Below are 19,684 nucleotides of genomic sequence, written 5' to 3' on the forward strand. Positions count from 1 at the left end.
TTTGTTTTATTTACTTTGTTATTTTAGGAATAGATAATGACTTTTAAACCCGCTCATTTGCTGGTTGTACTTCTAGTAACCGCATTCCCTGCGATGGCGCAGAATTTGGCAACGGTCAATGGAAAAGCAATCCCTGCTTCAAAAGCAGAACCATTTGTAAAACAAGCTTTGGCTCAAGGTCAAAAAGACACGCCACAGTTGCGTGCCATGATCAAAGACCGTTTGGTTGGTACAGAAGTATTGTTACAAGCTGCAGAAAAAGCGGGTTACGGCAAAAATGAAGATGTAAAAGTTCAAATTGAGATGGCTCGTCAGCAAATTTTGATTCAATCTTTGATGCGTGCTCACGTAGAAAAAAATCCTGTATCCGAAGCTGACATCAAAGCGGCTTACGATAAATGGAAAACACAAAATGGCGACAACGAATACCATCCTTTCCATATTTTGGTAGACAAAGAAGATGATGCAAAAGCCATCATTTCCAAATTGAAAGCTGGCGCTAAATTTGATGAGTTAGCGAAGCAATCAAAAGACACTGGCTCTGCTGGTAAAGGCGGTGATTTGGATTGGGTTTCCCAAGCCAACGTACCACCAGCGTTCGCTGCGGCTTTGGCTACCTTGAAAAAAGGTCAGTTCACAGAAACGCCAGTAAAAACAGAAGTTGGTTTCCATGTCATCAAGTTGGATGATGTACGTCCATTGAAATTGCCAACTTTAGATGAAGTGAAGCAACAAATTGCTGAAAGCTTGGTACAGGAAAAAGTTCAGGCTTATCAACAATCTCTGATCAAAGCGGCTGTGATCAAGTAATTCACGATCGCTACCTTAATCATCGGTTTAATCATCGACTTAAGACGCAAAAAAAGACGCTCTCGGGCGTCTTTTTTGTTATCAATCTGGCGCTTATGCTGAGGTCTAGCTACACACCCATTTTCTCCAGCATGCTGCCGAGTTCACGCAGAGCTGGTTCTAACTTGGGATGATTGCTTGCAAAACGCGCATAAATAGCGCGTGAACGATCGCTCAAGGCTGCATACAAGGGATCATCTGGATTTTCATCTTTTGCTAAGACGGTTTCGATATCTTGATGCAAATTTTGTAGCAAGGCCTTCATTTCTGAGTCAACCTGTTCAGTCGTATGCAAGCCATCCTGCAATTGCTTTAACAGACCTTTTAACATATCGCGTTTCATCGTTTTCTCCTTAATTCTTCAAATAACACATTAGCTCAGCTCGACGGATCATAGATCACAAACCACAGATCGAAGAGCTTAGATTGATTACGCTTTATAGAGCAAAGCGACTACCTCGGCGGCGATTCCCTCTTCTCGTCCTAGGTAACCCAGTTTCTCGTTGGTCTTCGCTTTGATATTCACTTGCGACGGCAACACTTGCAAATCATCTGCGATATGTTCAACCATAATAGGAATATGCGGCGCCATTTTGGGCTGCTGAGCAATTATCGTCGCGTCTAGATTTCCTAGTACATAGCCGCTCTCATGCACACGCGAAATCGCTTCTCTGAGCAAAACGCGCGAATCGGCACCGGCAAATTGAGCATCGGTATCAGGGAATAATTTACCGATATCACCCAAAGCCGCTGCGCCTAATAAAGCATCGGTAATCGCATGCAGCAACACATCCGCATCCGAATGCCCTAACAAACCAGTTTTGTGCGGTATATCAACACCGCCAATAATCAATTTACGTCCTTCAACCAAAGCATGGCAATCGTAACCTTGGCCGATACGAAACGGTAAAGGCATGCTGCTAGCCTGTTTTTTTATGCTTGCGCTCATAACTCTTTAAAAAATAAATTTAAAAATTCCAAATCTTCGGGCACGGTCAATTTACGATTGCGTATCGCACCTTCTACTAGTTTAGGGCTATAGCCTAGCGTTTCAATAGCGCTCGCCTCGTCAGTGACCTCTATCGCGTTTTCTAAAGCGATTGCTAATAAACCTAGTCCAAACATTTGTGGTGTTTGCGCTAGCCATAAATCTTTACGCTCTACCGTTGTCACCTTCCCTGCCGCGTAACGCTTAACCGTATCCACTACAGCCAAGGCAAGCAAACCGCCATTCACGTCGTCGCCTATGGCATCAATCAATTTACTGACCAACATGGGGGTCAATCCCGGCCGAGCGGCATCATGCACCAGCACTTGATCATGTTCTTGGTAGTGACTGAACTTACGTATGACTTCCAAACCATTTTGCACCGTATCTCGACGCGTGGAGCCACCACAATTAAGTACGGTCAACTTATCATTCGCGGCTAAAGCCTCATCGATAAAGGCATCTTCTGCACTGACTACGACAAAAATGTGGTCAATTTGCGGACAATTGAGAAAACAATCAACGGTCCTTTGCAAAACACTTTTCCCAGCCAAATCCAGATACTGTTTTGGTACATCACTTGCCATGCGCGCCCCCACCCCAGCAGCTGGAATCAGTGCAATATAGTTAGGCTTCGTGCCAATTACATATTTTTCGTGCAAATGGCGTGGCACATCAGATAAGTCGGAAGAATGTTGGGTCATTTCAAGGATACAAGTAGCCGTGCATGCGCATCGTTTATAATTGACCTTCATTTTAACCGCCAATTCCTGCCGCTGGGCTTTTTCCAGACTGATTAGCATGAATTTGCAAAACTCCTTGCTTTACATCTAATGTCTTTCGATTTCATCAAAGCGCTACCCAAAGCGGGTCACCGATTTGTGTTGCCGTCTACGCACGGTTCTGCCGACGCCTATGCCATCGCGCAAGCTGCTATTGCATTAAAAGCGGAACAAAGATTTTTAACCATTTTTGTCGCCAGCCCAGCAGACGCTCAACGCTTGCTCAGTGAGTTACCGTGGTTTGCGTCAGATCTTCGCTGTCACTTGCTACCGGATTGGGAAACGCTCCCATACGATGCGTTTTCGCCGCATCAAGATCTAGTGTCCGAACGTCTCGCTACTTTATATGAAATCAATAGTGGCAATTGCGATGTGTTGATCGTTCCCGCCACCACGGCTTTAGTCCGCATGGCACCGCCCTCGTTTTTAGCGGCCTACACCTTCTTTTTTAAAGTGGGCGAAACCCTCAACGAAGCCAAGCTCAAAACACAATTAACTTTGGCTGGCTACACGCATGTGTCGCAAGTCATGTCTCCTGGCGAATATTCTGTACGCGGTGGCTTGATTGATTTGTTTCCTATGGGTTCGGTGCTGCCTTATCGACTGGATCTATTTGGCGACAGCATAGAAACTATACGTACTTTCGATGCGGATACCCAACGCTCACTGTATCCGGTCAAAGAAGTTCGTTTACTGCCTGGTCGTGAATTCCCCATGGATGAAGCGGGTCGCAGCGCATTCCGTAATCGTTGGCGTGAACAGTTTGAAGGTGATCCATCTCGCTCTACCGTGTATAAAGATATTGGCAATGGAATTGCGTCTGCCGGTATTGAATACTATTTACCCTTATTTTTTGAATCGACGGCGACACTTTTTGATTATCTGCCACAGAACACGCATTACGTCTTGATTGGCGATATCGAAGAAGCGATACAACGATTTTGGACGGATACCCGCTCACGCTATCAGTTTTTAAAATCGGACAGAGAGCGCCCTGTTCTGCCGCCAGAAACCATCTTCTTACGTGATGAAGATTTTTTTGCGACTTTAAAATCGGAATCGCGTTGGGTGGTACAAAACGGTGGCGCAGCGTCTGAAGTGTCGAGTTTTTTACCTGATATCGCCGTTAATCGTCGCGCCGATGATCCACTGACGAATCTGCGTTCGTATTTATTACAAACCGATAAGCGCGTTTTCATCTGTGCAGAAACGGCCGGACGTCGCGAAACTTTGCAACAATATTTCCGCGATTTCAATTTAGAAATCAGCGCCAGCGAAGATTACACAGACTTCCTTACCAGCAGTGCCAAACTGGTTTTGGGTGTCGCCCCTTTACACGCAGGGTTCCAGACGCATGACATTGCGTTTATCACCGAAACTGAGTTATATGCTGGTTCAGGAAAACGCATAGGTCGCAAAAAACAAGAAGCGGTCACGCAAGTTGAGCACATGGTGCGTGACTTGTCAGAATTAAAAATTGGCGATCCTGTCGTGCATAGCAACCATGGCATCGGTCGCTACATGGGTCTGATCAGCATGGATTTAGGTGAAGGTGAAACTGAATTCTTACACCTAGAATACGCCAAAGACACCAAACTCTACGTACCTGTGTCGCAGTTGCATGTGATCTCACGTTATTCTGGCGCTTCGCCAGACGACGCGCCACTGCATGTGCTTGGCTCAGGACAATGGGAAAAAGCCAAACGTAAAGCTGCCCAACAAATCCGTGACACCGCTGCCGAGCTACTCAATCTGTACGCACGTCGCGCTTTGCGCCAAGGCCATGCTTTTGAATATTCGGCGCACGACTACGCCGCCTTTGCTGATAGTTTTGGCTTTGACGAAACACCTGATCAGGCCGCTGCAATTACTGCGGTAATTGGCGATATGACCTCGGGTAAACCGATGGACAGACTCATTTGTGGCGACGTAGGTTTTGGGAAAACCGAAGTCGCTTTACGCGCCGCTTTTGTTGCCGTCATGGGTGGCAAGCAAGTCGCAATTCTCGCGCCAACCACACTACTGGCAGAGCAGCACGCGCAAACTTTCACCGATCGCTTCGCCAATTGGCCGGTGAAAATTGCCGAATTATCTCGCTTCAGAAGCGGAAAAGAAATCGCACAAGCCATCAAGGGAATGGGTGATGGCACTGTCGATATCGTGATCGGCACGCATAAACTATTATCCGAGGATGTGAAATTCTCACGTCTCGGTTTAGTCATCATTGACGAAGAACATCGCTTCGGTGTGCGCCAAAAAGAAGCTCTGAAATCACTGCGTGCAGAGGTTGATGTACTCACCTTAACTGCGACGCCGATTCCACGTACTTTAGGTATGGCTTTAGAGGGTTTACGCGATTTCTCCATCATTGCTACTGCGCCGCAAAAACGCTTAGCAATCAAAACTTTCGTTCGTAGTGAAGGCGATTCGGTGATCCGTGAAGCCTGCTTGCGCGAATTAAAGCGCGGTGGACAAGTCTACTTCTTACACAATGAAGTGGAGACCATAGAAAACCGTAAAGCCATGCTCGAAGCACTCCTACCTGAGGCTAGAATAGGCGTTGGTCACGGCCAAATGAACGAGCGCGATCTGGAAAAAGTAATGCGCGATTTTGTCGCACAACGCTACAATATTTTATTGTGCACCACGATTATCGAAACTGGTATCGACGTCCCTAGTGCCAATACTATCATCATGCACAGAGCCGATAAATTTGGTCTGGCGCAGTTACATCAATTACGGGGACGCGTCGGTCGCTCGCACCACCAAGCCTATGCCTACTTGTTGGTACACGATGTCCAAGGTTTAACCAAGCTAGCGAATCGCCGTTTAGAAGCCATCCAACAAATGGAAGAATTAGGCAGCGGCTTTTACCTCGCTATGCATGACTTAGAAATTCGCGGCGCTGGCGAAGTTCTAGGTGATAATCAATCGGGAGAAATGTATGAAATTGGCTTCCAAATGTATTCCGATATGTTAAGTGAAGCCGTACGCAGTCTAAAGAATGGCAAAGAACCAGATCTTGCCGCACCACTTTCCACCACAACCGAAATCAATTTACACATCCCAGCTCTCTTACCCAGCGATTTTTGCGGTGATGTACACGAACGCTTATCTATCTATAAGCGTCTGGCCAATTGCAACAAGCTGGATGCGATTGATGATTTACAAGAAGAGATGATAGATCGTTTTGGTAAATTACCAGAGCCGGTCAAATCACTATTAGAAACACATCGCCTACGTATTGCGGCTAAACCTTTAGGCATTATCAAAATTGATGCCCACAGCGAAGCGGCGACACTGCAATTTGAGCCACAACCGCCAATCGATGCCATGCGTATTATTGAATTGGTTCAAAAAAACAAACACATCAAACTAAACGGACAAGATAAGTTGCGAATTAATGCCAACATGCCTGATCTGGCTGCACGGGTGGCTCAGATCAAGAGCACGATGAAAGCACTGCACTAATCTTCTGTCGCACCATTCACTATGCACACTATGAATCTGATACTACAAAGTTTAAATCCTATCTTGACTCAACAAGCGGCAAGCATTCAAAGCATTGCCCAACTATCTGGCGCGCAGCAAATCGTAGCGATAAACGACAACGCAGTTCGCCTAGAAGATGTGCAATGCGATGCAAAAATTCTGCAAGCAATTCAAGAGCTATGCTTGACCGCCCAGTTCGACGTTTATCATGGGCCACAAGCTCAACTCAGTGATTTCAAGCTGGTTGCGATGGATATGGATTCCACGTTGATCACCATAGAATGCATAGATGAAATAGCCGACATGCAGGGTCTCAAACCACAAGTTGCAGAAATCACCGAGGCCGCAATGCGCGGTGAGATTGAATTCCAAGAAAGCCTAATTCGTCGTGTTGATTTGTTAAAAGGCTTAGAGGCGTCTGCTCTACAGCGCGTCTATGATCAACGCCTACAATTATCATTGGGCGCAGAAAATATGCTGAAGCAAGCTCAACAAGCAGGTATGAAAACCTTATTAGTGTCAGGTGGATTTACCTTCTTCACCGACAGAATGAAGTCACGTTTAAATCTTGATTATACCCATGCCAACGTGCTTGAAATCATTGACGATAAGCTGACAGGCAAAGTCATAGGCACTATCGTTGATGCCGACGAAAAGAAACGCACAGTGGAAAAAGTGTGCGCAGAACTTGGTATCAGCCCGCAACAAACCATCGTCATGGGCGACGGTGCGAATGATCTGAAAATGATGAGCATTGCCGGGCTATCCGTCGCCTTCCGCGCAAAACCTGTGGTGCGAGCGCAAGCTAATGTTGCTTTGAATTTTGTGGGTTTGGATGGAGTTTTGAATCTATTTTAGTTTGCAGATTCCACCTAAAAAAATCGGGCAATTTGATTTGCCCGGCATAAATCCCATTTAGGGTGAGAGAGAAAATATTTGACACCCATCTTCATCCTAGCCTTTCCCTTGAAAGGAAAAGAACGTTACAAGGCGGATGAGATTGGCGATGAGCTGATCGCACAAGTTTAGATCGCCTTACAGTTTTTTGATCTCAATTTAATGCTTTCAAGGCTTAATACGAAACACCACATCCACATTCTGCTTATACTTTAACCAAGTGGGCACATAAAAATCTTTTGTCGTTGGCTTATGTTGAACCGCCTGCTCTTCACGTTTGATCGCGCCATCAAGACCTAATAAGGTACTTATACTTTTCAAGGGTGATTGCGATACAGCGCCGACAATTCCTAACCGTACCGACAGTCCCTGCGCCAAACGCTTCGCATTGTCCTTAGCGTTCGTCGTTGCCATGATCACCAAGTCATTTTGAATTTTATCCATATCGCTACGTCCAAAATTGACCGAAAAATTTCCTACAAAGGGCTTCGCCAATAGACCCGCAATAATCATGTTCCACTTTTGCAGATCACGAATGACGATATGGAAATTGCGCAAAAGTCGAAATTTCTTAGGTGCATCGGTCGCATCGGCATACTCAACATCGCTCACAAAGCGTTTAATGTCGGCCGCCTCAATATCATCCGAACTCAATCCCTGCGACGCCAAAAATGTAATCACCTCCGCCGATGCTTTTTCCAGCATACTAAAGGTCATCTCAGGATCAGCACTCAGCTCGGTCAATTCGAAATCAATTTCACCGAGATCGGGCCGCATGCTAAGTGTTGCTTCGCCGGTCGCGTGGATAAATGGGTAAGTAGGTAAGGATGAAGCGATTACAGAGCTAGTCAGCATTAAGCTTATCAAGGCACAAAGGCCTTTCGATACTATCTTCACAAAATATTCCAATCACAAATAGATTTCGACGCTACCAGATATTCTCTCCTAAAGAATATCTGGCGAGTTAAAAAATTAATTAATCTAGCTTCCACACGTATTGAACTTGCGTGATCGTTGCTTGCGGTTTGCCGTTAATCATTCCAGGATTTTGTGTGCATTTTCCTGACAACAGTTGATTCCTAACCGCGTTATCAAGTGACTCATGACCGCTTGATTTTAGGACACGGACTTTTTCAATGCGTCCTTTTGCAGAAGTAGCGATCGCAAGTGTCGTCACACCAGTCGCTTCCTTGCTCAATGCTTCGCGTGGGTACTCTGGTCTACACCCAGGTTTCTCAAAATCAATGCGAGCCTTAGTCACTCCATCTTTATTAATGCTCGTCTTACTCTTTGGCACATTAACACCTGCTTTGACTTCTGATGCCTGCTCAAGAAACTCGCTTGCAATCAGTGGCGAACTCTCTACATCCGAATCAGTCGCATTTTCATTTGAGATCGCTACCACTTGATTTGGTAGGGTTGAGCGGCTGTGTGATGATAAGGCTGGGATTGCCGCGTTTGCAGCGAAGCCTACGCAAACTGTCGCGATACTTACTACTGACACCGCGGTTTTCCAATTAATACTTTGTACTTCTGGACGTATTAAACGTTTAATTCTGGACATAAGATTTCCTCCATGTGCCGCTTGGGCGAGTTGAGGGGTGGTGAATTGGAGTAACTCCAACTCTTGTAAAGCAAGCGCCAGACGCCGCGGTTCGCCGAGCATGCTTGCAGCTAAATCATCCGCAATATTTTCTCTTTCATTACGGATTTTTTTTGAAATCCACCAAACTGCTGGGTGGAAAAACAAAATCATTTCTATCAAATTTTGGATCAGATTAATTAGATAATCATGGCGCCGAATATGCGCCAACTCATGTGCTAGCAAGGCTTGCAAGTAAGACGGCTCCATGCCTGTCACTAAGGAAGCTGGCACCAAAACCATAGGACGCAGCCATCCTATCGTGAGCGGACTGTCTATATCTTTTACGACACGTAATAAGACGCGTCCAGGTAAGGCAAATTGCTGTGCCAAATCATCGAGCTGCGCTTGCCAGTAGCTGTTAACCTGTCCGCGTTGTCCGCTGCCATAACCTTGCAACCACCACAATCCAAGAAAGAGACGTATGCTCAATAGGCAAACCACCAAAGCCCAACACAAAACGATCCAATGCAAATTAGTTTGAATTATGTTACCCACTTGTATTAATGGATGAGCTTCTAATGTCGGCGAAGATACCTGCGCGGTCGTTTGAAACACCACCTCAATATTCGTTCCACGCTCTAGTGCTTGCACAAATTTCCACGCTGGCAGTGCCGCACATGATAATAAGGCGGCACATGCGATTGCATAGCGCCATTGCGCCTTGGCTTTTCGCGTCACAAGCAACATCATTGCCAATACGATTGCAATAACAAAACCTTGCCAGACAAAATGAACGAGGCTCCAACCAAGCGCTTGAATCAGGGTCTGCAATAGATTGGATAGTTCTCTAGTCATTTCTCGTCTCCGTGCAAAAATTTCTGAATCTCAGCACGCTCTTCTTTACTAACATGACTGCGCAAAGCTGCTAGGACTAAAGCCTTGGCTGAACCAGAAAAAGCCTTCTGTATCAAATCTTTGACTAGGTTGGTTTGCAAATCATCCTGTGCCTCGACTGCGCTATAAACATGCGCGCGCTGACTTTCATCACGTGCGAGTAGGCCTTTGCTATGCATCACTTGCAGCATGCGCAAGACCGATGCATAGGCCAACTCTGGTCGCTCTTTAACACCAGTTTCATGGACTTGTTTAGCGGTCGCAGGTCCCAATACCCACAGCAACTTGAATATTTCCATTTCCGCTGCGGTAGGTTTCGGTATTACATTCTTTTTGCCCTGATGGGTACCGGAGTTACTCATTATTGTTCCTTTGCACAAAGTAGATCTATTTGTCTAGACTAAATTATCTAGATTAGTTTGTCTAGATAATTTTTCTGAATTTGAATATAAAGTTCTCGGTGTCGCATTTACACCAATTGAGAACTTTTATCGAGCTCTCTTATCGAGCTTTATTGCGCACCGTAAGAATCAAAATGAAATTGCGTGGCACAGGATATAATCAAACACGATGCCGCATTACAAGTGCCCCACTTAAGACTATACGCACTTGGCTATAAACACTTCGAATTCTTTTCAAATTCTTTTTATTGGAGAACCTATGATTGACGTTTATTCTTGGCCTACGCCGAACGGCCACAAGATCCATATCATGCTCGAAGAATGCGACTTGAGTTACCGAGCTATCCCAGTCGATATCGCGGCAGGTGATCAATTTAAAGCTGACTTTTTAGCGATTTCACCCAACAATAAAATTCCCGCGATAGTCGATGCCGATGGTCCAGAAGGGAAACCAATTGCGCTCTTTGAATCCGGTGCAATCTTGGTCTATCTCGCCAGTAAAGTGGGACGATTCTTAGGTGAAAGTGATAGGCAGAAGTACCAGACGCTGCAATGGTTGATGTTCCAAATGGGTGGACTAGGACCTATGTTAGGTCAGGCACACCACTTCCGCATTTACGCGCCAGAAAAAATTGACTACGCCTATGACCGTTATACAAACGAAGCCAAGCGTTTATACAATGTCTTAGAAAAGCAATTAAGCCAGCAATCTTATCTGGCCGGAGAGCACTACAGCATTGCTGATATTGCGTGTTTTCCCTGGACTCGATCTGCAGCAAATCAAGGTATCGATTGGGCCGACTATCCGCATACCAAACGATGGTTTGATGCAATTAATGAGCGCCCTGCCGTGCAACGAGGTCTGAAAGTGCTCGCCGATTTAAGAAAACCATTGACCGATGACAAGAGCAAAGATATTTTGTTCGGTAACACGCAATACACAAAAAAATAGGACGCTTATAGGCGGCAGTTGATGCAAAACAGCCGCCTATTATCCGATATCCATTTTAAGCAATCATATTAGTAGCGCCAGCACACCGACCATCTTAAGAATCGAGAACATCATGCGACGCGCACCGAAAAAGAAAATTCAAAAATTAGCTGGCGATGCTCTCCGTATCGCTAATTTATCTCATGCGATATCGCAAGCTGGTAGCCGCCTAGAAGACAATGATTGGCAATCTTTGCTCGATACTTTAGTGGCAAAAAATCTAGAACTAAAGCACCAATCGGTACTTGATTCCGCGGCCGAACATGTTTTCACCAACCAGCCAGAAGCCTACGAAGTACTGATCGAAGCCATAGAATCAATTGCCACCTCAGGCAACGTAAAGGTAGGCGATTCCAACTATGATTTACTTTTGGTTGCTGCGCCTATCTTGGCGTGGAGTCGTTTTGAGATCGCTTCCGGCACTATTCCTTCCACCATACTAAAATCTTTAACTACCAGTTGGCGCGAATCCCTTCTTTGTAAGGGAGTGCAAATAAGTATTTTGCCCAACTTATATTCTATCGATCAGCTACCGCAAGATCACTGTGCGATCAATGAATTGATGCATCAGACGGCTGAACACTTTTTGCAAGATAAGGCGATAACGCCGGCGAAAGACTTACCCAAAACCGTGCCCTTTCTGGCCGACAGTCGTTATTTATTAGGCGTCATTATTGCACCTGAAAATTCGCCTTTATTCCAATGGCAAATGACGCCCTCACCTTTCGATATCAGTAAAGCCAAAGAAGCTGCCGTCTTATTGTGGAAACAAAGAGCACATGCCGATGTGGCCCACTTATTACCTGGCTGTGGATTCGAATTTTTGCTACCTGAAGCCTACTATTCAGCCTGTCGTGAAGCGGATATTTTGGTACGCCCAATTTCTATACGCTCAGCCGTTTTCTATCTGACGCAGACCTTAAATGTAGAGGCCTCTGATCTAGGCGCAATCGTCGCGCGTTTTGGCCCCGAAACCCACCCAGGACAAGTCGATGAGCTACGCATAGGCTTTACCCTAAAAGGTGAGCCAGAAATCATCTATGGCGTGATTTGGCCGCTGTATCAACAAGAAGATGAAGTCAATGCACTAATAGGCCCGTCTATCTCTACTATGGACGAACGTGAAGGTGACATCCCGACCTTGCTCAAAGAGAGCGGACTGACGAATATACGAATGTTGGAAGATATTTTTGGTTTAGAGTTTTGCGATGATTGCCAGGCTCCCTTGTATGCTGATGCCGAAGGAGAATTAGTTCATCCAGAAATGCCCGAAGATGCGCCGCCGGAAGGCTCGGTACATTTCCACTAGCGTTTTGCGATAACGCCGCTCCGGTAAAAATGCATAAAAGAAAACAGTCAGACATTTAGTCTGCCTGTCTTCTTTTATAGGTCTAGATACGAGATACTACGGAAAATAAAGAATAAAAAATATCACCAAAGTTTGAACGGATGCTTAAACAAATTCGCATTTGCATAACGATGGTCGTGGCTAACCTCCTCGCCACACCAAGCTGGTTTAACGAAGGCTTGATCAACGCTATTTAACTCAACTTCAGCAACCACTAAACCCGCATTATCACCAAAGAATTCATCCACTTCCCACACCAAATCTTCTATCACAATGCGATAGCGATTCTTTTCGATCAAAGGCTGTTCGCACAAACCATCTAATAGCTCTTGTGCATCGCTCACAGGAATCGGGTATTCCCACTCTCCTCTAGCAATACCCTCGGTTTTACCTTTGATCGTCAACATGGCGGTTTGATCTTCGATCCGCACTCGCACCACACGATTCGCTTGAGAACTGAGATAACCCTGACGCATAAAAACAGGTTTGACTAGCGTCTTCCAGTCGTCTGCGACGACCAGAAATTTGCGTTCAATTTCTATACCCACTTTAGTTTTTCACGATATTTCTTACAGTGGTCAAAATAGGCTGCAACATTGCTTCACCCAATTTCATACTACGAGAACCATCCCAGCCGACTTCGAGATCTGGCATGTTGGCGTTGTCTTTGAATGGCAATTCTAAAGTTAAGGAAACACACTTGTAAGTGTGACCTATATACTTGGAAGCCAGCTTCAATAAGTCTTCGTTGTACTTACTCGCTTCGTAGCCAAACTTAGTCTGAAAATCGGGACTAGCAGCGCAGAAGCTGTTTACGAATGCAGTTTGCTCTTGCATTTGTTTTTCAGTGAAACCTTCTAACATTTCGCTGCCTGCCACGAAGACATAAGGCAAACCTTCGTCGCCGTGAATATCGAGGAACAAGTCGCAACCGACTTCTTCGATCTTCTTTTTCACGTGATACACTTCAGGACTAGTTTCCAGCGAAGGTGTCATCCATTCACGATTCAAATTCGCGCCTGCGGCGTTGGTACGCAAGTTACCGCGCACAGAACCATCCGGATTCATATTTGGCACCACATACAAAACCGCCTGATCCAAAATAGCACGAGCGATAGGATTGGATGGATCAAGCAACGCATTCAAGGTTCCCTCAACCAACCATTCCGCCATGGTTTCACCCGGATGTTGTCGCGCGATAATCCATACTTTCTTCTTCGCGGATGGATTTCCAACAACGACCAAATTGAGGTCTCGACCATCGACCGTGCTGCCTAAATCTTCCACACGCACTTGATCGGATTGCTCCACGCTACCCAATAACGCTAAATGACGCTCCCAGCTGTACGGCTCAAAATAGGCGTAATACACGCTGTCTGTGTCAGGCGTGTGTTTAATACTCATCACCTTGCCATCGAATTCAGTCTCAACGCGGAACCAATTTTCGCGATCATAACTGGCTACGGCACGATAATTCACCCAGCCATCCGGATAAGTCGCTTGACCCGCATTCATAATATGTATCGTCGCATCTTGATCACGCGCTCCCTGCAAACGGAAATAAAACCATTGTGAAAATTCGGCATTCGAATCGGAACGCAAATTCAATTGAATATTTCCTACATCCGCGGTGCTGAGCACCTCAATAGCACCCGCATCAAAATTTTGACTGATCTTTATCGACATAGTGATCTCTTTAAGTAATGGTAGATAAGTGAGTATAGATAAGCTTGCTCGTGACAAGTATCAAATCATTCGCGCCAATTAACTGCGCCAAACCGCTATTGTGACCGCTTTTAAACTAGTCTGACAATCTCTAAAACAAAAATGAATAAGGATATTTAACGATGTAATTTAATGAGCAGCTAATTGCGCGGGTTAATGCGCACATTGATGAGCAACTTAATGAGCAACATAAGGAACAACCTAAAGAGCAAATACGTTCTCATTTTTTGATGGATAAAAAGTAGCAAATACCCTATAATCGCTCGTTCACAGTCGGGGCGTAGCGCAGCCTGGTAGCGTACGTGCATGGGGTGCACGGGGTCGCAAGTTCGAATCTTGCCGTCCCGACCAAAAAATTGAGATGGCGTAGCATATAACTTGCTACGCCATTTTTTTATACTCTTTTTCCTTGATATTTATTAACGCAGCCTATATAAAAATGAGCCTTATAGGCTGACAACAGGCTTGTAATTTATGGCAAAGACCGTGCAAAGTTATTAATTGCAGCGACATCGGCAGGCATAGAAATAAAAGGAATTTCTTCTCGCTCTAAAACTACCCTCAGCTCAGCATCGATTTTTCTAGCATCTTCCTCGTTTTGAAAACGCCCTGTTTGCACGTATTTTTTATCACTACGCTCGACTAATAAATTAATATTGTCATGACGGTGATACCACTCCAAAATTTGCCGTTTTGTTTTGTCGACATCGCAAATATTCTCTCTATAAGTCTCGTTGTAATAGAGAATCTGCATCAAAGCACATTCTGTCACCAGGTACTGTACTTGCCCATCCAACAAATCGAGCATTTCAAATTGTCGCTGTGCGATACGATATTGATTTCTTAATGCATCATAATCTTTTTGCCAGACCAAAGATTTCGCATAATCAGGGATTTGCTCTACTGATTTATGTCGAAGGTTTAAGTTGAGAATAATGGCAGATGAGAAGAGAGATTTGTCGCAACCAGGACCACCAATGATATTAATCACCTTGGTTGGATAAAGACGCATTTTACTGTCGTGGCTAAGATGGGCGCTACCCGTAAATTGAACTGTCATGATGACCTCGATAAAGAACCCATGCAACATTCAGGAGCTTTATAGTAGCACGAGCAATTCAACTACGCATGAATGATAGACCGTTCAAATGTTCAATATTTAAATTAGATTTTTATGCTCGAATTCAGAAGATAAAAAAATAGGATTAAATCACAAGTGATCTAATCCTATCAGCAATCATATCGAATTGAATTTACTACAATCAATCGACACGAATTACTTGGTCGCCAATGCGGAATTTTTCGCGACGGTCACCCATCAATGCGCGCAAATCTTTGATACTTAAATCACTGATTTCATGCATACGAATCAACAAAGACGCACCAACCGGTAAATGGTGGTGACGAATTTTACTGATAACAGGTGGTGCAACTTCCAACGCACGGGACAATGCTGCATCATTTTTCAAATGCAATTGCTTAATTAAAGTATCCAATAAATTATTTGGATTGTAATCAAAGTCATCTGACTTCAGGTCTAATAAATTTGCCATTCTTTTACTCACTCTTCACAAAATACAGCCAAATACATCTGTACGAACCATTACTGAAATAGTATGGTCGCTAATTTTAATTTCAACCCTGTTCTTACAAAATAATAAGAACTGAACCTAGGCGCTTTAGAACAGCCATTGTGTCAAACAGCAAGCTCATCATTATCAAAAACGATGCCTACCCTAAGTGCAGCGTAAATGATTGAGGATGATCAATAGAACACAAAAATACGTCCTAATTTGACTTTTTTTCACGTTTTTGATCTGTGCCAAATAATCGCGTCACTTGATTTGGCGGAAAGACAGGGATTTGAACCCTGGATACGTCATAAACGTATGCCGGATTTCGAGTCCGGTGCATTCGACCACTCTGCCATCTTTCCAAACTATCAAGTGTAGCCAAGCGCGGATTGTAGCAAAGTTCAAAACGGTTTGGTAGCCTGTTTTTTTAGCAATCAGACAAGCTTAAAGCCTTAGTTTGCTTAGGGTTTCGAATTTATTTCTTAAATAGATAGGGCAACAAACTTTATTTCCCTAGGAAAACAATGCTTAGGCAAAAATTTTAGAACAATATTTCATAAACTGAAGCGCTCCTCATAATTTGTTAAATTATGTGAAAAATCGTACAAGTACGAAAATTAAGCTTCACAAATACAATTCAAATAACAATTTAGACAATAAATTGCGGCATTTTTTGAATTGACATCAACATGTCACATTCAATCACTACCCTAAGACCCCATAGCCAACTCGCCACAACAGCGACGCCTCACTTACTGACTTAACTGCAATAACAAAAATGAAAAATTGTTTAAAGCAATCAACGGACTATGGAAATCGAACTCATTCAAGCTAGGGAGTACTTTGTGCACCAATCCGTAAAATCTCAGTTTTCTGCTCCACATGCTCAGAAAAACTCAGACAGCTTGGAGCAGCTTAATCGTATTATCCAAGAGCGACTCTTACACGCACGTTTTCAACCAATTATTCAAATGAGTGATGGCAGTATCTTAGGCTACGAAGGCTTAATACGTGGCCCATCGGACAGTCCATTACACTCGCCCATTAACTTATTTCAAGCTGCATTCGAACATAATCTGACCGTCAAAATAGAGCATTTGTGCCGACGAGTCGTATTGGAGCAATTTAAAGCGCTTAATTTACCTGGCAAGCTTTTTCTCAATGTCAGCCCAGAATGTTTATTACAAAGAGATGCCAAACATGGAGAAACGCTGGATTACATCCATGAACTAGGCATTAATCCAGAGCGGGTGATTATAGAATTAACCGAATATCAACCAACGCACGATTATGTTCTGCTACGAGAAGCGGTGCGGCATTATCGAAGAATGGGATTTGAAATCGCCATTGATGATCTGGGTGAAGGTTTCTCCAGTTTGCGACTATGGTCTGAGCTCAAACCGGAGTTTGTTAAAATTGACATGCACTTCATTCACGGCATAGACCATGATGAAGTTAAACGACAATTTGTCTTGTCAATACAAAATATTGCGGAAAAATCCGGAACAAAAGTTGTCGCGGAAGGCATTGAGACGCAAGCGGAACTTATTACACTGCGCGATCTCGGCGTCGCATGTGGTCAGGGTTACCACGTCGCAAAGCCGCATGCCAATCCAGCCAAAACCATCTCCGCAGAAGTCGCCAAAATTTTGTCGGCCAAACCAAACGCACCAATAACGCCCCGGACAACCACCTCAACCTCGATGGTGCCGATCAAGCACTTACTCAAATCGCCAGTCACCATTAACTCTACTATCTTAAATAGTCAGGTAGAAAATCTATTTCTGGCCGATCCAAAACTCAAAATTATCCCTGTCGTCGATGGCCACCAACCTATAGGCATCATCAATCGTCACAATATGATTGACCGATTTGCCCGCCCATATCAGCGCGAACTTTATAGCAAAAAACCGTGCTCGGTTTTTATGGATATCAATCCTTTGGTGGTGGAGCATGACACCAGCTTACAGCAGGTCAGTCACCTGATCGTCGAAGCAGATCCAGACAGTCTGATCAATGGCATCATCATTACTGAAAATGGTCGTTATCTTGGATTGGCAACAGGACCCGACTTAATGCGTCAAATCACCAAAATGCAAATCGATGCAGCGCGTTACGCCAATCCCCTCACCCAACTACCTGGCAACGTCCCGATCAATCAACACATTGATCAATTAATTCAGCATGAAAAATCATTCATGGCATGTTACTGCGACCTCGATCACTTTAAGCCATTCAATGATGTATATGGCTATCAACGCGGTGATGAAGTGATACAAATGACGAGCAAAGTCTTAGCCACGCATTGCGACCCGCAAATAGATTTTATTGGGCACATAGGAGGTGACGATTTTATTATTTTGTTTCAAAGCACCGATTGGGAAGAACGCTGCAACAGCATATTGGACGATTTTGCGATTGCAGTTAACGAATTCTATAGCAATGAGGATAGGGATCGTGGCGGCTATATCAGCGAAGACCGACAAGGAAAAAAAGTATTCTATCCATTGATCAGTCTATCGTTGGGGGTTATACGTTCGCAAGCTCAGCAGTATTATTCACATCATCAAATCTCAGTCGCAGCGGCGGATGCAAAGAAGCAAGCCAAACGCATACATGGCAATAGTTTATTCATAGATCGCCGTAAAAGCGATCTACTGCCCACCTAAAATAGAACGAAAAGATAGACGAAGCTAGCACTAGCTGGCATCCCTTTCAGTTACATTGAATCACTTGCTTTGCCCCGGCATATTGATCCAGCAAAAACGGCATCCAAATGGATGCCGTTTTTAGAAAAAAAGAGTTTAATCAGGTTTAAGCTGGCACCAGCAACTTCTCGATACCACCCATGTACGGACGCAAAGCTTCAGGAATCACGACACTACCATCTTCTTGCTGATAGTTTTCCAATACTGCGACCAAAGTACGACCAACCGCCAATGCAGAGCCATTTAAGGTATGCACAAACTCGGTTTTGCCTTGTGCATTTCGGAAACGCGCTTGCATACGGCGAGCTTGGAAAGCCCCCATATTCGAAATGGATGAAATCTCACGATAAGTATTTTGCGCTGGCAACCAAACTTCTAAGTCATAAGTCTTCGTCGCACCAAAGCCCATGTCACCTGTACATAAGCTCATCACACGATATGGCAAACCGAGTTTTTGCAAAATCATTTCTGCATGAGTCACCATCTCCTCCAGCGCCTCGAAGGATTTTTCTGGATGAGCAATTTGTACCAATTCAACCTTATCAAATTGATGCTGACGGATCATGCCACGCGTATCACGGCCATAACTGCCGGCTTCAGAACGGAAGCACGGCGTGTGTGCAGTCATTTTGATAGGCAAATTGTCTGCATTCAAAATCTCATCACGCACCGTGTTGGTCAAAGTAACTTCGGAAGTAGGAATCAAATACAAAGACTCACCTTCACCGTCTTGACCACCTTTTTTAACCGCAAACAAATCTTCTTCAAATTTAGGCAACTGACCTGTGCCACGCATAGAATCTGCGTTCACCATGTAAGGCGTGTAGTGTTCGGTGTAGCCATTTTCCATGGTTTGCGTGTCAAGCATAAATTGCGCCAACGCACGATGCAAACGAGCCATGCCACCTTTTAAAACAGCAAAACGGGAACCCGTTAACTTCACTGCCACATCAAATTCCAATCCCAAACGCGCACCAACATCGACATGATCTTTCACGTCGAAATTGAAACTTGCTGGCTCACCAAAGCTACGCACCACCACATTGCCGGTTTCATCTACCCCAACTGGCACAGATTCATCAGGCAAATTAGGAATCGTCAACAAAAAATTATTTAAAGCGACTTGCACTTCGCCCAAACGTACTTCGGATGCTTTTAACTCATCCGCAATCGCTGCGACTTCTGCCATGACCGCAGACGCATCTTCTCCTTTACCTTTAAGCATACCGACTTGTTTGGACAGAGAATTACGTTTGCCCTGCAATTCTTCAGTGCGCATTTGTATCTGTTTGCGCTCGGCTTCTAGGCCATTAAAGGTAGCGACATCAAGAATAAATTTGCGAGTAGCCAAACGAGCGGCAACAGCGTCGATGTCTTTACGGAGCAGTTGAATATCAATCATGATCTTAAGGAATATGAGGTAAATTGTGTTCTGCGTTTTTTCAAACTT

General features: G+C 44.5%; 17 protein-coding genes and 2 tRNA genes. 7 read left to right on the top strand and 12 right to left on the bottom strand.

What is annotated here, in order from left to right; translation table 11 throughout:
- Window positions 1-36 precede the first annotated feature (36 nt).
- Window positions 37-810, top strand: coding sequence for a peptidylprolyl isomerase (locus ACFFJH_RS20060; protein ID WP_390214926.1), 774 nt, complete (start codon window positions 37-39; stop codon window positions 808-810).
- Window positions 811-919: 109 nt separating this feature from the next.
- Here ACFFJH_RS20060 and ACFFJH_RS20065 read toward each other — a convergent pair whose 3' ends face one another.
- The 3 genes from ACFFJH_RS20065 to ispD all read right to left on the bottom strand — a co-directional run bounded on the left by ACFFJH_RS20065 (window position 920) and on the right by ispD (window position 2,541).
- A complete protein-coding gene (locus ACFFJH_RS20065) occupies window positions 920-1,192 on the bottom strand; it encodes a DUF4404 family protein (RefSeq protein WP_390214927.1) in 273 nt (90 codons plus the stop codon).
- A gap of 87 nt (window positions 1,193-1,279) precedes the next feature.
- Entirely contained in the window at window positions 1,280-1,765 is a 486-nt protein-coding gene (gene ispF / locus ACFFJH_RS20070) for a 2-C-methyl-D-erythritol 2,4-cyclodiphosphate synthase (protein ID WP_390214930.1), read from the bottom strand.
- Between the two features lie 29 nt (window positions 1,766-1,794).
- On the bottom strand, window positions 1,795-2,541 hold the full coding sequence (gene ispD / locus ACFFJH_RS20075) for a 2-C-methyl-D-erythritol 4-phosphate cytidylyltransferase (RefSeq protein WP_390214932.1): 747 nt from the start codon (window positions 2,539-2,541) through the stop codon (window positions 1,795-1,797).
- A gap of 129 nt (window positions 2,542-2,670) precedes the next feature.
- Between ispD and mfd the strand changes: the two genes are divergently transcribed.
- Window positions 2,671-6,090 carry a transcription-repair coupling factor gene (gene mfd, locus ACFFJH_RS20080; RefSeq protein WP_390214934.1) on the top strand — a complete coding sequence of 1,140 codons (3,420 nt, stop codon included), beginning with the start codon at window positions 2,671-2,673 and terminating at the stop codon, window positions 6,088-6,090.
- A 30-nt stretch (window positions 6,091-6,120) separates the two neighbouring features.
- Complete coding sequence (serB, locus tag ACFFJH_RS20085) at window positions 6,121-6,969, top strand: phosphoserine phosphatase SerB (RefSeq protein WP_390214935.1); 849 nt, start codon at window positions 6,121-6,123, stop codon at window positions 6,967-6,969.
- Between the two features lie 207 nt (window positions 6,970-7,176).
- On the opposite strand, the gene ACFFJH_RS20090 is transcribed toward serB, so the two are convergent.
- From ACFFJH_RS20090 to ACFFJH_RS20100, 3 genes are all read right to left on the bottom strand, one after another.
- On the bottom strand, window positions 7,177-7,863 hold the full coding sequence (locus ACFFJH_RS20090) for an SIMPL domain-containing protein (RefSeq protein WP_390214937.1): 687 nt from the start codon (window positions 7,861-7,863) through the stop codon (window positions 7,177-7,179).
- 121 nt (window positions 7,864-7,984) lie between these two features.
- Window positions 7,985-9,448: a TonB family protein gene (locus ACFFJH_RS20095; RefSeq protein ID WP_390214939.1), complete on the bottom strand. Its 1,464-nt coding sequence runs from the start codon at window positions 9,446-9,448 to the stop codon at window positions 7,985-7,987.
- Window positions 9,445-9,849 carry a BlaI/MecI/CopY family transcriptional regulator gene (locus ACFFJH_RS20100; protein WP_390214941.1) on the bottom strand — a complete coding sequence of 135 codons (405 nt, stop codon included), beginning with the start codon at window positions 9,847-9,849 and terminating at the stop codon, window positions 9,445-9,447. The genes ACFFJH_RS20095 and ACFFJH_RS20100 overlap by 4 nt, the downstream gene beginning before the upstream one ends.
- 298 nt (window positions 9,850-10,147) lie before the next feature.
- On the opposite strand from ACFFJH_RS20100, the gene ACFFJH_RS20105 reads away from it, so the two are divergent.
- Both ACFFJH_RS20105 and ACFFJH_RS20110 read left to right on the top strand, forming a co-directional pair.
- Window positions 10,148-10,840, top strand: coding sequence for a glutathione binding-like protein (locus tag ACFFJH_RS20105; RefSeq protein WP_390214943.1), 693 nt, complete (start codon window positions 10,148-10,150; stop codon window positions 10,838-10,840).
- 112 nt (window positions 10,841-10,952) lie between these two features.
- Entirely contained in the window at window positions 10,953-12,188 is a 1,236-nt protein-coding gene (locus tag ACFFJH_RS20110; protein ID WP_390214945.1) for a DUF2863 family protein, read from the top strand.
- A gap of 122 nt (window positions 12,189-12,310) precedes the next feature.
- Here ACFFJH_RS20110 and ACFFJH_RS20115 read toward each other — a convergent pair whose 3' ends face one another.
- Window positions 12,311-12,775, bottom strand: a complete 465-nt coding sequence (locus ACFFJH_RS20115) for a CYTH domain-containing protein (RefSeq protein ID WP_390214947.1) — start codon at window positions 12,773-12,775, stop codon at window positions 12,311-12,313.
- Between the two features lies 1 nt (window position 12,776).
- Window positions 12,777-13,913 (bottom strand): M14 family metallopeptidase, encoded by a 1,137-nt coding sequence (locus tag ACFFJH_RS20120; protein WP_390214949.1) that lies wholly within the window; start codon window positions 13,911-13,913, stop codon window positions 12,777-12,779.
- Between the two features lie 313 nt (window positions 13,914-14,226).
- Here ACFFJH_RS20120 and ACFFJH_RS20125 point away from each other — a divergent pair.
- Window positions 14,227-14,303: transfer RNA gene (locus ACFFJH_RS20125), tRNA-Pro, on the top strand.
- A 121-nt stretch (window positions 14,304-14,424) separates the two neighbouring features.
- Here ACFFJH_RS20125 and ACFFJH_RS20130 read toward each other — a convergent pair.
- The 3 genes from ACFFJH_RS20130 to ACFFJH_RS20140 all read right to left on the bottom strand — a co-directional run bounded on the left by ACFFJH_RS20130 (window position 14,425) and on the right by ACFFJH_RS20140 (window position 15,888).
- Window positions 14,425-15,012, bottom strand: a complete 588-nt coding sequence (locus tag ACFFJH_RS20130) for a hypothetical protein (RefSeq protein WP_390214950.1) — start codon at window positions 15,010-15,012, stop codon at window positions 14,425-14,427.
- 202 nt (window positions 15,013-15,214) lie between these two features.
- Window positions 15,215-15,505 carry a hypothetical protein gene (locus tag ACFFJH_RS20135; RefSeq protein WP_186889660.1) on the bottom strand — a complete coding sequence of 97 codons (291 nt, stop codon included), beginning with the start codon at window positions 15,503-15,505 and terminating at the stop codon, window positions 15,215-15,217.
- A gap of 292 nt (window positions 15,506-15,797) precedes the next feature.
- A tRNA-Ser gene (locus tag ACFFJH_RS20140) sits at window positions 15,798-15,888 on the bottom strand.
- Window positions 15,889-16,371: 483 nt separating this feature from the next.
- Between ACFFJH_RS20140 and ACFFJH_RS20145 the strand changes: the two genes are divergently transcribed.
- Window positions 16,372-18,195, top strand: coding sequence for a GGDEF domain-containing protein (locus ACFFJH_RS20145; protein WP_390214952.1), 1,824 nt, complete (start codon window positions 16,372-16,374; stop codon window positions 18,193-18,195).
- 145 nt (window positions 18,196-18,340) lie between these two features.
- Here the strand turns inward: ACFFJH_RS20145 and serS are convergent, their stop codons facing one another.
- A complete protein-coding gene (gene serS, locus ACFFJH_RS20150; RefSeq protein ID WP_390214953.1) occupies window positions 18,341-19,636 on the bottom strand; it encodes a serine--tRNA ligase in 1,296 nt (431 codons plus the stop codon).
- Window positions 19,637-19,684 lie beyond the last annotated feature (48 nt).

This window comes from Affinundibacterium danionis, from assembly GCF_042432465.1.
GTDB classification, from domain to species: Bacteria; Pseudomonadota; Gammaproteobacteria; order Burkholderiales; family Burkholderiaceae_D; genus Undibacterium; species Undibacterium danionis.